The sequence below is a fragment of the Altericroceibacterium endophyticum genome, from assembly GCF_009827595.1.
In the GTDB taxonomy this organism is placed as follows: Bacteria; Pseudomonadota; Alphaproteobacteria; order Sphingomonadales; family Sphingomonadaceae; genus Altericroceibacterium; species Altericroceibacterium endophyticum.
In genome coordinates, this window is record NZ_WTYT01000002.1 from 584,898 (window position 1) to 598,740 (window position 13,843).

A 13,843-nucleotide genomic window follows, 5' to 3' on the forward strand; every position below is an offset into this window, starting at 1 on the left:
GCATTGCGGGCACAAAAAACCCGGCCAATCAGGGGCCGGGCTTTTCGCTTCATAGTGTCATTTCCGGCTTAGCCGATTGAAGCCTTGAGATCTTCAGCCAGGTCGGTGCGTTCCCACGGGAAGAAGTCGCCATCTGCTTTGCGACCGAAATGACCATAGGCCGCACTTTTCGCATAAATCGGCTTATTGAGACCAAGATGCATCCGGATGCCGCGCGGCGTCAGGCCGCCAAGCTTTTCCATACCGCGAATGGCGGCCTCGATCGCTTCATCCGTCACACCATCCGCAGCGGTACCATGCGTATCGACATAGATCGACAGCGGCTCAGCCACGCCAATCGCGTAGGAAAGCTGGATTGTGCAGCGTTTTGCCAGACCAGCCGCGACGATATTCTTGGCCAGATAGCGCGTGATATAGGCCGCCGAACGGTCGACCTTGGTCGGATCCTTGCCCGAAAACGCGCCGCCGCCATGCGGGGCCGCACCGCCATAAGTATCCACGATGATCTTGCGCCCGGTAAGTCCGGCATCACCATCGGGGCCGCCAATTTCAAACGTTCCCGTGGGATTGATGTGATAGACGGTTTTATCCGTGATCAGATCGCCGGGCAGCACGTCGCTGATCACCGCTTTCACATAGGATTTAAGCTCGGCTTCCTTCTCACCCTGATCGTAACCGGGGATGTGCTGCGTGGATACGACAACGGCCGGGCATTCGACCGCTTTGCCGTTTTCGAAGCGCAATGTGACCTGGCTCTTCGTATCCGGTTCAAGAAACGGCGCTTTGCCGGATTTCCGGTCATTGGCCATCCGTTGCAGGATCTTGTGGCTGTAATCCAGGGTGGCGGGCATCAGATCCGGTGTCTCGTCGCAAGCAAAACCGAACATGATCCCCTGATCGCCGGCACCTTCATCCTTATTGCCGGAGGCATCGACGCCCTGCGCGATATGGGCGGACTGCGCGTGAAGAAGGTTCTGGAAATCCAGTGTTTCCCAATGGAACCCTTCTTGTTCGTAACCAATGTCTTTCACAACCTGGCGAACGGTCTTTTCGATTTCTTCCAGTGCACCGGGAGCCCAGTCACCATTTTCGAACACGCCCTTGCAGCGAATTTCACCCGCCAAGACGACCTTTTGAGTGGTGGTCAGTGTTTCACAGGCAATCCGGGCTTCCGGATCCTTCGACAAGAACAGATCGACAACGGCGTCCGAGATCTGATCGGATACTTTGTCTGGGTGTCCTTCGGAAACGCTCTCAGAGGTAAAAAGATAGTTCTGACGCATTGAGGTCGATCCTCCGGTTATGAAAATCTATGTGAATATGCGGATGTCTAAAGACCTATCCGGCGTATAGCAACGGCTGTGGGAAGCAAAAGAACTATTGCCCAGGCAAGCGGCAATACGTTGCCAAGAAATGAAAATAATGTGGGTTCCGCTGCGGCTGGCACCGTGCCGTCGATTCGTCCCGCAACATGCAAAGGGCGATATTGACGCACTATGCCGCGTGCATCGATGACCGCACTGATTCCTGTTGTCGTGGCGCGCAAAACGGGCAGCCCTTCTTCAATCGCACGCAATCGGGCCTGAGCCAGATGCTGGGGAGGCCCGATGGTCCCAAACCAGCCATCATTGGAAGGGTTGAAGATATAATCAGGGCGGTTCTCAGGGTCGGTAATGCGGCCAGAGAAAATGATCTCGTAGCAAATCTGCACGCCGGCCTGCCCGTAATTGCCCAAATCGAGCGTGCGCGGCCCAGGTCCGGGCAGAAAATCGATCGTCCCGGCGACCAGTCGCGCGCCGCCTAACGGCTCCAACAACCAGCGCAGGGCGAGATATTCGCCAAAGGGCACCAGATGTGCCTTCGCATATCCTGCACGGATATTGCCGGTATCGTCGATGGCCGTAACGACATTGCGTGCGCCCACGGCCCGGCCATCAGAGATATCGAGATCAGTCGTTCCAGTGAGCAGCAAACTATTTTCACCCACCACGCGGGCCAGCCGATGGCGGGCGAACTCTGGATCCCCGAGCGCAGTCATGTGATTATAATAACGCTGCGGATAACCATCCCGCAGATAATCCGGTACGCCCGATTCCGGCCACAGAACCAGCCTTTCCTGTCCCGGTGAGTCAGGCAGGGAAAGACGCGCGGTTTTGATGAAATTTTCTTCGAATGATGCCGGATCGTTGAGCTTTTCCTGCCGGATATCGGGCTGCACCAGAGTGAAATGCACAGTGCTGTCGCGGGCGACCTGCCAACTTGGCACATACATGCCAGCAATCACCAACACGCATAACACGGCAAACGGCACTATGCGCCGATCACGCGCCAGCCAGAGCCCCGTCCCCGCCAGCAAAACAACCAGGCCGGAGAGCGCATAGGTACCCAGCCAGGGCGCAAGCACCGCCAGTCCGGGGCGATCGAACGGGCCGATCAGCACCGCGCCAAGCGGGTTCCACGGAAAACCGGTAAAGACCCAGCTGCGCAGCCATTCGGAGACAATCCAGCACGCGGCAAAGGCGGCGATGGCGGACCAGCCGCGCCTGTCGCCCATCAGCCACCGTGCGGTGCCAGCGGCCAAAGCGGGATAAAGGGCAAGGTAAAGCGCCAGCAAGGGCACAGCGGCCCAGCCAAGAGCCGCGGGCATTTCAGCCTGATAGGTAAAAGCCTGCGCAATCCAGATATTCCCGGCAGTGAAATGGCCGAAACCAAATAGCCAGCCCAACCCCGTCGCACGCTTCACGGTGCTGGATTGGAAAACGAGCGCTATCAGACCCGCAATAGACAGGAAAGCCAGCGGCCAGATTGTCAGAGGGCGGAACGCGGCAGCCGAGAGTATACCAAGCGCAAACGCGCTCAGACGAGGGCGCATGGCAAACCAGGCAGAGAACTGACCAAAGGCTTTCATGGGCCCTCTCTGGCTGGAGCAACAGGCGCGTGCAAGCGGCAATTCCCGCCTGCGCGCGCCTATATATCAGCTTGCGACTTCGAGATTCTCGCTATCGCCATCGGCTGCGCGAGGGCGACGGGTCCGACGGCGCGGCTTGGGCGCTTCCTCGTCATTATCCGCATTGTCGCTGATACCAATTGCCGGGGGCAGTGTCGCGGGGTCGAGCCCTTCGCCAGCAGCTGCCGGCTTCTTCACGGCATCCACCTTCTTACGGCTGGTGCGGCGCGGCTTGGGCGCGGGCTTGTCTTCCGCATCATCCTGCTCGGCAGCATCAACTGGCTTAGCCTGGCTGTCTTCCTGCGTGGTCTGCTCAGCTGCAGCCTTCCGGCGGCCACGCGGACGCGGCGCGTTTTCTTCGCTGCTTTCACCAGCATTGCCAGCTTCTGCGTTCTGGGCGGGTTCAGGCTTGCGGCGCATCCGGTTGTTACGGGATGCGTTATCGTCACCCTCCTGCCCCTCTTCGCCCTCTTCGGACGGTTCACGATCACCGTCACGCTTGGCGCGGGATTCGTCCTTCTGCGCTTTACTGTCGGCCAGCACGCGGAAATAGTGATCGGCAAACTGGAGATAATATTCCGTTTGCACACGGTCGCCATTCAGCGACGCATCATGCGCCAACTTCTTGTATTTCTCCAGCAGCTGCGGTGCGTTGCCCCGTGCGCGGCTGTCGATCCTGTTATGATTGTTGCCACCGCCCGAGTTGCGATTGTTGCCCCGGCCGCGACGACGATTGTTACCACGATTGTTGTTCAAGGGAATTCACTTCCTCAGTTGAGACCTGCGGATCCATCCGCTTCGGTCGCATGACCCCTCGCCACGGCGCATTTTGCGCTTCGTGGGCTCCATCGGATCAAAAGCGTGCGAAAAACTCGCCGCCCGTTGCACATAATGATGGAGCTAGACCCGGCTATCTGGCGCTTCACGCACATACCGCCCTTGGCCTTGGGTAAGGCCTAAACGCTGGCATCGCTTTTGCCAAGGGGAAATCGTAAGATAAGCGCTCGTGACCGCCCGGCCAAGTCATGACAAACCTTTGTGGCGAAGCCGGTTTGCTCCGCGATTTTGCTTACTTCGGCGGCCTGACTGGCCCCAATCTCGAGAATAACAACCCCATTCGCCGTCAGCATGTCAGGCAATTGCGGGATCAGGCAGCGATAATCATCGAGCCCATCCGGCCCCGCAAACAAAGCGCCAGCAGGTTCGAAATCGCGCACCGATGCGTCCAATTGCGCGCCAATTTCAACATAGGGCGGATTGGCAATGATGCAGTCAAACTGCCCCAGATCGCTCTGCCAGCCGGGTTTCGTCCAATCGCGCTGCTCCAATTGGACCCGCTGTGCCAGATTCAGCGCTTTCGCGTTGCCTGCCGCTATCTCCAGCGCCTGACCACTGCGATCAATACCTATTCCGTTCAGCTGCGGCTTCTCAGCCAGCATTGTCAGCAACAAGGCGCCCGATCCGACACCGCAATCCAATATACGGCCCTGATTCGGTGCATGATCCAGAGCCGCCTCCACCACGCTTTCACTATCGGAGCGGGGGATGAGCACTGCCGGAGACACCCGGAAGCAGCGCCCGTAAAAGTCCTGCGTTTCGCAAATATAAGCGAGTGGCTCCCCGCGCGCCCTTCTTTCAACAAGACCGTCAAAATTTGCCGGGGCATCTCTGTCGGCAGCCGACAGCAACATGGCAGAGCGCGAAATGCCAAGCGCATGCGCCATCAGCCATTCCGCATCGAGCCTGGCCGTGTCGCTGTCTGGGGTCAGCCGGCGAGTGGCTTCACGAAGCGCCTCGGAAACGCGCATCTCAATCGCTCATCGCCAGCAGACGTTTCGCTTCATCTTCGGAGATCAGGGCATTGATCAGATCATTTAGCCCAGTTCCTGCCAGAATTTCCGGCAATTTATGGAGTGTCAGGCCAATCCGGTGATCGGTCACGCGCCCTTGCGGAAAATTATAGGTGCGGATGCGTTCGGACCTGTCTCCCGATCCTACCATGGCTTTGCGGGCTTCAGCCTCGGCCCCATCGGCTTCTTCACGCATCTTTTCGTACAACCGGGCGCGCAGCACCTGCATGGCCTTGGCCTTGTTCTTGTGCTGGCTGCGCTCATCCTGCTGAGTGACGACGATACCAGAGGGAAGATGCGTAATGCGTACCGCGGAATCGGTGGTGTTCACATGCTGCCCGCCTGCACCGCTGGCGCGATAGATGTCGATCTTCAGATCGTTGTCGTCGATCTGCACATCCACCTCGGTCGGTTCCGGAAGGACGGCGACCGTCGCTGCCGAGGTGTGGATGCGTCCGCCGCTTTCCGTCACCGGCACGCGCTGCACCCGGTGGACGCCGCTTTCAAATTTGAGCTTGGCAAAAACGCCCTGCCCGCTGACATGCGCGACCACTTCCTTGAACCCGCCCACATCGGACGCATTCATGCTGATCGTCTCTACTTTCCAGCCCTGTTCAGCCGCGAAGCGTTCATACATGCGGAACAGATCGCCCGCGAACAGTGCGGCTTCATCGCCGCCCGTTCCGGCACGAATCTCCAGCATCGCTGGCCGTGCATCGGCTGAATCGCGCGGCAGCAGCGCAATTGCCAGGCGGCGCTCCGCCTCTGGCAGTTCACCGCGCAACCGGCTGATTTCTTCCCCTGCCAGAGCCTTCATCTCGGGATCGGAATCGTCGAGCGCTTCCAGTTCAGCCAATTCGGCGCGCATCGCCTGAACATTCCGGGCGGCCTGCGCCACCGGATCCAGTTCGGCATAGTCGCGGCTCGCCGTGACGAATTCATCGCCCTCCAGCGTCCCCGATGCCAATCGCGCCTCCAATTCGGCAAAGCGATGCGCGATCTGTTGCAGCCGTTCCTCTGGAACAATCATCGCACGGCCTGACATTTGAAGGATCGGAGGTGGATCAATTCGGGGAATATCCCTTCAGCACAGCATCGATCGCGGCTTCATCCCCGCCATCGATACGCAAGCGGTGCTGCATTGCGCCATCGTCTCCGGCTGTCAGCGCCAGTATCGCCTTCGCATTCTGCTTCACTGCTTTGTCGTACCTCTTGCGAGCGGAGCCCGTGGCGATCAGTTCGCTGGCCAGCCCCGCACGGCGCATGGCAGCAGTCAGCCCCACACCATCGGCGCGCATTGCGTCATCCTCCACCACCACGATGATATCGGGCACCGGCTCACCCAGTTCTTCCACCAACATGGCCAGACGTTCGATCCCGGCCGCCCAGCCAACAGCAGGCGTTGCCGCTCCGCCAAGCGATTCCATCAGCCCGTCATAACGCCCGCCACCAAGTACCGTGCCTTGTGCGCCCAGCCGATCGGTTACGAATTCAAACGCGGTGTGGCGATAATAATCGAGTCCGCGCACCAGCGCCGGATTGCGTTCCCATGCGACACCTGCCGCATCGAGCCCTTCTGTCACCTGAGCGAAGAAATCCTTGGCTGCGTCGGACAGATAATCATCAATGCGCGGCGCATCTGCGGTGAAGGGCTTGTCGCGCGGATCCTTGCTGTCGAGAATCCGCAGCGGATTACGCTCCAGCCGATCCTGACTGTCTTCCGACAATTCATCCCTATGTGCGCGGAAATATTCGACCAGTGCAGCGCGCCAGTTTTCACGGCTTTCACCATCGCCCAGCGTGTTCAGTTGCAAGGTCACGCCATCGGCAATGCCCAATTCGCGCAGCAGGTGATCAGCCATCACCAGCAATTCCACATCCGCCTGAGGCTCGGCCGCGCCGATTACTTCGGCATCGATCTGGTGGAATTGGCGATAGCGGCCCTTTTGCGGGCGCTCATACCGGAAGAGCGGCCCATGGGTGGCAACTTTCAGCGGCGCATATTGCTTCCACCCATCGGTGAGATAGGCGCGGGCAATCCCCGCGGTAAATTCCGGGCGCAGCGTCAGCGATTCGCCGCCGCGATCCTCGAACGAATACATTTCCTTGGATACAACGTCGGTCGTCTCCCCCAGCGAGCGGGAAAACACCTCGGTCTTTTCAAAAACCGGCATTTCCACGCGTCGGAAGCGATAAAGCTTGCGAATTCGTTCAAATGTCGCGGTGACAAAGGCAAAGGCTTCGGCCTCTGCACCGAAAATATCCTGCGTGCCGCGAATGGGCTTGGGGGTTTTGATCATGCTCATGATGGACCGCGCTTTAGTCCCGGATGGCGCGGCAGGCAACGGAGCCATGCGATCAAGCATATAAAGCGGCGAAAAGAGGGCATTTACCCCTCGCCAAGTGGCGCCGCTTGCATTAGGCGCTGGTCCGAATTTCTGACGGGGTCGGCATCCTAGAGCCGCTCTGTACCATCACTCAACTTTGCCTGGGGAAATACAGATCCATGCGTATCGACCTTATCCCGACCGGAGATAATCCGCCCGAAAGCCTGAACGTCGTCATCGAAGTGCCCACCGGGGGCGAGCCGGTGAAATACGAATTCGACAAGGAATCGGGCGCTCTGTTCGTCGACCGTATCCTGCATACGCCGATGCGCTACCCCGCCAATTACGGTTTCGTGCCGCACACGCTTTCGCCCGATGGCGATCCGCTCGACGCGCTGGTCGTGGCCGGCTTCCCCTTCATTGCGGGTTCCGTCGTCCGTGTACGCCCGATCGCCGTGCTCAATCTGGAAGACGAACATGGCGGCGACGAAAAGCTCGTCTGCGTGCCGGTGGATTCGACCTTCCCCTATCACAGCCAGATCTCGGAAATCAGCGACCTGCCTGCCATCGTGCTGCAGCAGATCGAACATTTCTTCACCCATTATAAGGATCTGGAGAAGGAAAAGTGGGTTCGCGTCGGCACGTGGGGCGGCGCCGAAGATGCCAAGCGCATCGTGATCGAAGCGATCGAGCGCGAGAAGGAAGCCAAGGCCTGATCGCCCAAGGCTCATCACTTTACCAAGCTGTTTGAAAAGGAGGCCCGCTGCATTGCACCGGGCCTCTTTTTTTGGCTGCGACACCGCCGCTTAACCGGCGCGGCGCGCCTTATTCCACGGGCCGGGAGGAATCGAGCAGGTCTTTCTCCCCCGGGGCCATGGCCCGTTCCGCATCCACCATGCGGGCAATTTCATTTTCCGGCGAAACATCTTCCACCGGCGCAGGTGCATCCACGGCAGGCGATACTTTGGCGGGTGTTGCGGTGGGTGCCGGAGCAGCACTGCTGGTGCGTGCCCCGTCCGAAAGCTGAGGCGAGAGGGCCATCGGCGGCAGCGCTGAACTGTCGAAACGCAGGCGATAAATCGGCTCGGGCAATGCGAAGCCAGCACTTTCCAGAGCGTCCTTCACCGCCGGAATCGCCCGGCTGCGGGCTTTGAAATAATCCGTCTTGTCCTGATCCATCCAGCCAAGGAAGCGGATCACGATATTCGAATCGCCCACTTCTTCCACGATTGCGGCAGGCTCCGGCTCAGCCAGCACGAAATCCAGCGCATTGAGCACCTTCACGCCGAGCGCCCGCGCGGCATCAGGGCTGTCATCCGCATCGATACCCAACAGAAATTCGAACCGCCTTTGCGGATTGCGCGTGTAATTGAGGATCACTGCCTTGAAGACCGTGGAATTGGGAATGCGCAGATGGTTGCCATCCAGCGTCATCAGGATCGTCGCCCTGCTGGTCAAACGTATGACGCGGCCTTCCTGACCCTCAATCACGACATGGTCATTCGCACGGAAAGGCTGGCGCAAGGACAGCATGAGCGAAGCAACGTAGTTTTCAATCGTGTCACGCATGGCAAAGCCCAGCGCGATACCGATCACGCCTGCCCCGCCCAGAACCGCACCGAGCAGTGCGGCCGCGCCAATCATGTCGAGCGCCACCACCAATCCGCCAATGACAAAGCCGAAGCGAATCGCGCTGGCTATCAATCCGGCAAGAAACGTGTTGCGTGCCAGCCGATTCCACAGCCCCGTCAGCGAGGCGATGACATAGCCGAGCGCGGCGATCAGCAAGCCGACAACAATCGCCGCACCGATCAAGGGCAGCATGGCGATGAATTCGGAAAAACGCTCCGACACGCCAGCCAACCCGGCCAGTCCCCTGTCGACGGAAACATCCCGGCGAAGTGCATTTTCGATCGTCACCACACCGCTGACGCGGCTGGCAATGGCCTCTGCCCGCTGGCTATCGGCCATATCGGCAACGCTGCCCTCCAGCGAGACCACCCCTTCGCTGACCGAGACACGGACGTCACTCAGCGCGGGCAATTCAGCGAAGATGCCAGCGATACGCTCGGCTATCCTGTCATCCGATCCCGCCTCCTGCTGCGGGTCGATGGTCGTGGTGGTGGCAGGTTCTTCGGCTGTGGCAGTGGGCGTCGATGGCGCGGGAAGCAGCGCGGCGACAGGCGCCGAGCCAAGGAACAGCAACAGCGCCGCAAGACAGGCCCGGCCCGCCTGAAGACGCGGGCGCATCATTCGCCCGCCACCGTCATGCCATCCACCCGCAAGGTCGGGACATTGATGGTGCGATGATATTCAAGATCATTGGCGGCGGACATGCGCGCAAACATGTCGAGCAGATTGCCCGCAATCGTGAATTCAGCAACCGGCCCCGCCAGCTCGCCTTTCACAATACGAAAGCCCGCCGCACCGCGGCTATAATCACCGGTCACCCCGTTCACGCCCTGACCAGACAATTCGGTGACATAAATACCGTCTTCAATATCGCTCATCAATTCAGCGGGGCTCATCCCCCCAGCCTCCAAATGGCAATTGGAAACCGATATACCGGGGGCACCTCCCGCACCGCGTGACGCATGGCCGGTGGGCGCGATGCCCAATTGCCGCGCGGCAGCACAATTGGTCAGCCAGCCGGTGATGCGACCTTCCTGCACCAGAGCCCGGTCCCGCGTGGGCAGCCCTTCTCCGTCAAAGGGGCGTGACCGCAGACCGCGCTGGCGATGCGGTCGCTCCAGCAAGCGCAAGTCGTCAGGGAACAATGTGTCATTTTCCTTCCCAAGCAGGAAACTTGATCTGCGGGCAATCGCCGCAGCAGACATCGCACCAATCAAATGGGCCACCAGCGAATGGCCGATGCGCGGATCGAACAGAATGGGCCGGGGCCCACTGCTCACCCGCTGCGGATCAAGCCGGGCAACCGCGCGCTGACCAGCTTTCTGGCCGATTTCCAGCGGATCGGGCAAGTCCTCTGCATGGCGCGCAACGCGGTAGGCGTAATCACGCTGCATTGCCGCCCCTTCGCCGGCAATGACGCTGGCGCTCAGAGAATGGCTGGTCGCGCGGTGGGCGGCAGCAAAGCCATTGCTGGTCGCAAGCGCGACCATGCTGGAGCCATAACCCGCCGATCCGCCTTCACTGTTGGTGACACCTGCCGTCGCCCGTGCTGAATCCTCTGCCGCCAAGGCCGCTTCGCGCAGCTTTTCAGGCGTCACCTGCACCGGATCGAACAAGTCGCAATCGGGATAGGGTGGCTGGGCGAGCATTTGTGCCTCAGCCAGTCCCGCATAGGGGTCCAGCGGCGCAGCCTTCGCCATCGCAATGGCCCGCTCGGACAATTCCTTCAATCCGGCATCGCTGAAATCGCTGGAATGGATGGAGGCGGAACGCCCATCACAGAAAACCCTCAGCCCCAGATCGGCACTTTCGGAACGATCCGCGCCTTCCAGTTTACCAAGCCGCACTTCAATGCTCTGGCTTTCACTGCCAATCACCACGGCATCAGCGCTATCCGCGCCGCCGCGGCAAACCATATCTATCAGGGCTGCGCAGCGTTCCTGCGCAACAGCCGGGTCGAGAGGAGATGCGTTTTCACTCATTCTCCGCTTCTAGCCCAGCCCTGCTGCCTGGGCCAGACAAGCGCGTCAGAAAAGAGGGAGAATCAGCGTGAACAAGCCTGTGATGGCAAAGGGAAGACCAATTGCGCACAGCCAGACAGCCAGACAATCCCGGCGGAAACGCGCCCCGAGAACCGCATTATCGGCAGCATTTTCTGTGCAGCCATCCCAGCGGCGCTGCATCAGGCGGCAGGCCGGGACAATCGCCATTACCAGCACGACCAGAGCGAGATAGGGAAGAACCGAGCCCTGACCGGTTTTCATTGCGCCCATCGTGACGAAAATATGCAAGCCGGTGTAAACCAGCAGCGCGTAAGCAATATGATCGCTGAAACGGCGGCTGAGCTGTCGCCCATTGCGGCGCACGGCAGGGCGAGCATATTTTGCAAGAGCGCTGTCCATCGGCTTCCTCCGTCACGTCTTGGAAAAAGCAGTATTCCAGCCAGCGGCCAAGTTGGCAAGTGCCTTGATTTTCCTTAGAAAACTAAGCTTTACGCTTCGCTAATCCAAGTATCATGCACGAATCCTGCCAAATAGGCTTCAAACATAGCGCATCCATGCTAAATTCCATTTCATGAACACCGAGAATGCCGATCCCTTCGATCAGGATGCGCTGGCCGACGCCATGGCCGAGGCCCCTTCGAATGCTTCCCCGCCGATCCCGCAAGGGGGCCTGGAAGTCGTTTCGATTGCCAAAAGTTATGACAAGCGCTCCGTGCTCAGCGATATTTCGCTGTCGGTCGGCAAAGGCGAAGTGCTCGGCCTGCTCGGCCCCAATGGCGCGGGCAAGACCACCTGCTTTTATTCCATCATGGGCCTCGTCCGTCCCGATAGCGGCCGCATTCTGATGGATGGGGAAGATGTGACGCGCCTGCCCATGTATCGGCGCGCCATTCTCGGTCTGGGTTACCTCCCGCAGGAAACATCGATCTTTCGCGGCATGACCGTGGAACAGAACATTTCCTGCGTGCTGGAAATGGTTGAACCCGACAAGGATGTCCGCGCGGCCGAGCTGGAGCGGCTGCTGGATGAATTCGGGCTGACCCGTCTGCGTGAAAGCCCCGCCATGGCACTGTCCGGCGGGGAAAGGCGGCGCTGTGAAATTGCCCGCGCGCTGGCGGCCAACCCGTCAATCATGCTGCTGGATGAACCCTTTGCCGGGATCGATCCGCTGTCGATCGGCGATATTCGCCATTTGGTGATCGACCTCAAACAGCGCGGAATTGGTGTGCTCATCACCGATCACAATGTCCGTGAAACACTCGATATCGTCGACCGCGCTTGCATCATCTATGGCGGCCAGGTGTTGTTTGCCGGCAGTCCGCAGGAACTGGTCGCAGATGAAAATGTGCGCCGCCTCTATCTTGGCGAGAGCTTCACTTTGTGATTTTGGCGGCGCCCCTTCCGCATAATGCAGGCTGATCCGTGGGGCTGAGCCCGCGCCTCGACCTGCGCCAGACGCAATCGCTGGTGATGACGCCGCAATTGCAGCAGGCGATCAAGCTACTTGCTCTCTCCAATCTGGAAGTCGAAAGCTTCATTTCCGACGCGCTCGAATCAAACCCCCTGCTCGACACATCAGGGCAGGAGGGCGCGGATGCCGGACCATCGAATACCGCAAGTGACGGGCCGGACCCGGTCGCCGAGCAGTCCGCTGCAACCAGCACCGAAAGCGTGTCGTCGGATGAGCTGATCCGTCAGGGCGCCGGAGAGGCGGATGCGCCGCTCGATATTGACAGCTCTGCACTTGATCGGGACCGGGACACGGGCGATTGGTCTGCAACCGCCAGTGCTTCAAGCGGCGCGGGCAGCAGCGACGCCGGGCCATCAATCGATGAACGTGGCAGCGGCGGCCCGACACTGGCCGAACATCTCGAAGCGCAAATCGGTTCGGTCGCCCCGGACCCGCAAAGTGCCTTTATCGCCCGCCATATTATCGGCCAGATCGACGATGCGGGTTATCTGACCGCCGATCTTTCAGAAATGGCTCACGACCTGGGCGTCTCAGAAGATGACGTGGCGCAAGCGCTCCATCTGGTGCAATCGCTCGACCCCACAGGTGTCGGCGCGCGCAGCCTTGCTGAATGCCTCGCCCTGCAGGCGCGCGAGGCAGATCGATTTGACCCCTGCATGGAAAAGCTGATCAACAATCTCGATTTGATTGCCAAGGGCCGCTTCGATCAGATCAGGCGCATTTGCAACGTGGATGAAGAGGATTTCGCCGATATGCTGGCGGAATTGCGCGGCTACAACCCGAAGCCCGGCCTTTGCTTCGACAATGCAGACCATGAACCGGTGGTGCCCGATATCCTGATCAGCGCCACACCCGATTTTGGCTGGGACATCGCTCTCAACCCCGAAACTCTGCCGCGGCTGATCGTCAACCGCGATTACTATGTCGAGCTGCGGGGGGATTGTCAGGACAAGTCATCACGCGGCTGGCTGCAGGAAAAATTGGCGGATGCCAATTGGCTCATCAAGGCGCTGGATCAGCGGCAACGGACCATTCTGAAGGTCACCGCCGAGATAGTGAAACATCAGGAGGGGTTTTTTCGCAAGGGCGTGGCCCATCTCAAACCGCTGACGCTGCGGACGGTAGCCGAAGCGATCGATATGCATGAATCCACCGTCAGCCGCGTCACATCCAACAAATATCTGAATTGCGCCCGCGGGACATTCGAACTCAAATATTTCTTCACCAGCGGAGTAGCCGCCGCCGATGGCGACGGCAGCGTGTCCGCCGAATCGGTGAAGGCGGAAATACGCAGTCTGGTGGATGCCGAAGACCCGAAAAAGATTCTATCGGATGACAAGCTGGTGGAACTGCTTCGCGAAAAAGGCTTCGACCTCGCCCGGCGGACGGTGGCCAAATATCGTGAAGCGATTGGCATCGGCTCCTCTGTCCAGCGCCGCCGACAGAAGAAAATGGCCGGATTGAAATAGGCGCATGGCGGTGTCCTCAAAGCCACAACTTTCACCAAGGTAAATTACTTTAGGGAATATTAACCTTTTCCGGTAAGAAAGTCTGTGGTTAACAAGTTGCAATCTCTCATATCGGAGAGTTACCGCAGAACAACAACGGGGGGT

Annotated in this window: 12 protein-coding genes; 3 read left to right on the plus strand and 9 right to left on the minus strand. The window is 59.5% G+C overall.

Annotated elements, in window-relative coordinates; all coding sequences use genetic code 11:
- Window positions 1-68 precede the first annotated feature (68 nt).
- The 6 genes from metK to hisS all read right to left on the minus strand — a co-directional run bounded on the left by metK (window position 69) and on the right by hisS (window position 7,103).
- Window positions 69-1,283, minus strand: a complete 1,215-nt coding sequence (metK, locus tag GRI91_RS06735) for a methionine adenosyltransferase (protein WP_160735840.1) — start codon at window positions 1,281-1,283, stop codon at window positions 69-71.
- A 47-nt stretch (window positions 1,284-1,330) separates the two neighbouring features.
- On the minus strand, window positions 1,331-2,908 hold the full coding sequence (gene lnt / locus GRI91_RS06740; protein ID WP_160735841.1) for an apolipoprotein N-acyltransferase: 1,578 nt from the start codon (window positions 2,906-2,908) through the stop codon (window positions 1,331-1,333).
- Window positions 2,909-2,974: 66 nt separating this feature from the next.
- Entirely contained in the window at window positions 2,975-3,703 is a 729-nt protein-coding gene (locus tag GRI91_RS06745) for a DUF4167 domain-containing protein (RefSeq protein WP_160735842.1), read from the minus strand.
- A gap of 200 nt (window positions 3,704-3,903) precedes the next feature.
- The gene (gene prmC, locus GRI91_RS06750; protein ID WP_160735843.1) at window positions 3,904-4,755 is read right to left on the minus strand and encodes a peptide chain release factor N(5)-glutamine methyltransferase; all 852 of its coding nucleotides are present in this window, start codon (window positions 4,753-4,755) and stop codon (window positions 3,904-3,906) included.
- 1 nt (window position 4,756) lies between these two features.
- Window positions 4,757-5,827: a peptide chain release factor 1 gene (gene prfA, locus GRI91_RS06755; RefSeq protein WP_160735844.1), complete on the minus strand. Its 1,071-nt coding sequence runs from the start codon at window positions 5,825-5,827 to the stop codon at window positions 4,757-4,759.
- Window positions 5,828-5,861: 34 nt separating this feature from the next.
- Window positions 5,862-7,103, minus strand: coding sequence for a histidine--tRNA ligase (gene hisS, locus GRI91_RS06760; RefSeq protein ID WP_160735845.1), 1,242 nt, complete (start codon window positions 7,101-7,103; stop codon window positions 5,862-5,864).
- A gap of 200 nt (window positions 7,104-7,303) precedes the next feature.
- Here hisS and ppa point away from each other — a divergent pair, with 200 nt between their 5' ends.
- On the plus strand, window positions 7,304-7,840 hold the full coding sequence (gene ppa / locus GRI91_RS06765; RefSeq protein WP_160735846.1) for an inorganic diphosphatase: 537 nt from the start codon (window positions 7,304-7,306) through the stop codon (window positions 7,838-7,840).
- Window positions 7,841-7,949: 109 nt separating this feature from the next.
- Here ppa and GRI91_RS06770 read toward each other — a convergent pair whose 3' ends face one another.
- From GRI91_RS06770 to GRI91_RS06780, 3 genes are read right to left on the minus strand one after another with little or no spacing between them, the layout of a single operon-like run.
- On the minus strand, window positions 7,950-9,377 hold the full coding sequence (locus tag GRI91_RS06770) for a mechanosensitive ion channel family protein (RefSeq protein ID WP_237437699.1): 1,428 nt from the start codon (window positions 9,375-9,377) through the stop codon (window positions 7,950-7,952).
- Window positions 9,374-10,738, minus strand: coding sequence for a TldD/PmbA family protein (locus tag GRI91_RS06775; RefSeq protein WP_160735847.1), 1,365 nt, complete (start codon window positions 10,736-10,738; stop codon window positions 9,374-9,376). The genes GRI91_RS06770 and GRI91_RS06775 overlap by 4 nt, the downstream gene beginning before the upstream one ends.
- Window positions 10,739-10,783: 45 nt before the next feature.
- Window positions 10,784-11,158, minus strand: coding sequence for a hypothetical protein (locus GRI91_RS06780; protein ID WP_237437700.1), 375 nt, complete (start codon window positions 11,156-11,158; stop codon window positions 10,784-10,786).
- Between the two features lie 223 nt (window positions 11,159-11,381).
- Between GRI91_RS06780 and lptB the strand changes: the two genes are divergently transcribed.
- Together lptB and rpoN are read left to right on the plus strand one after the other, a co-directional pair.
- Window positions 11,382-12,143 (plus strand): LPS export ABC transporter ATP-binding protein, encoded by a 762-nt coding sequence (gene lptB / locus GRI91_RS06785; protein ID WP_160735970.1) that lies wholly within the window; start codon window positions 11,382-11,384, stop codon window positions 12,141-12,143.
- Window positions 12,144-12,181: 38 nt separating this feature from the next.
- On the plus strand, window positions 12,182-13,699 hold the full coding sequence (rpoN, locus tag GRI91_RS06790; RefSeq protein WP_160735848.1) for an RNA polymerase factor sigma-54: 1,518 nt from the start codon (window positions 12,182-12,184) through the stop codon (window positions 13,697-13,699).
- The last annotated feature ends 144 nt before the right edge of the window (window positions 13,700-13,843 follow it).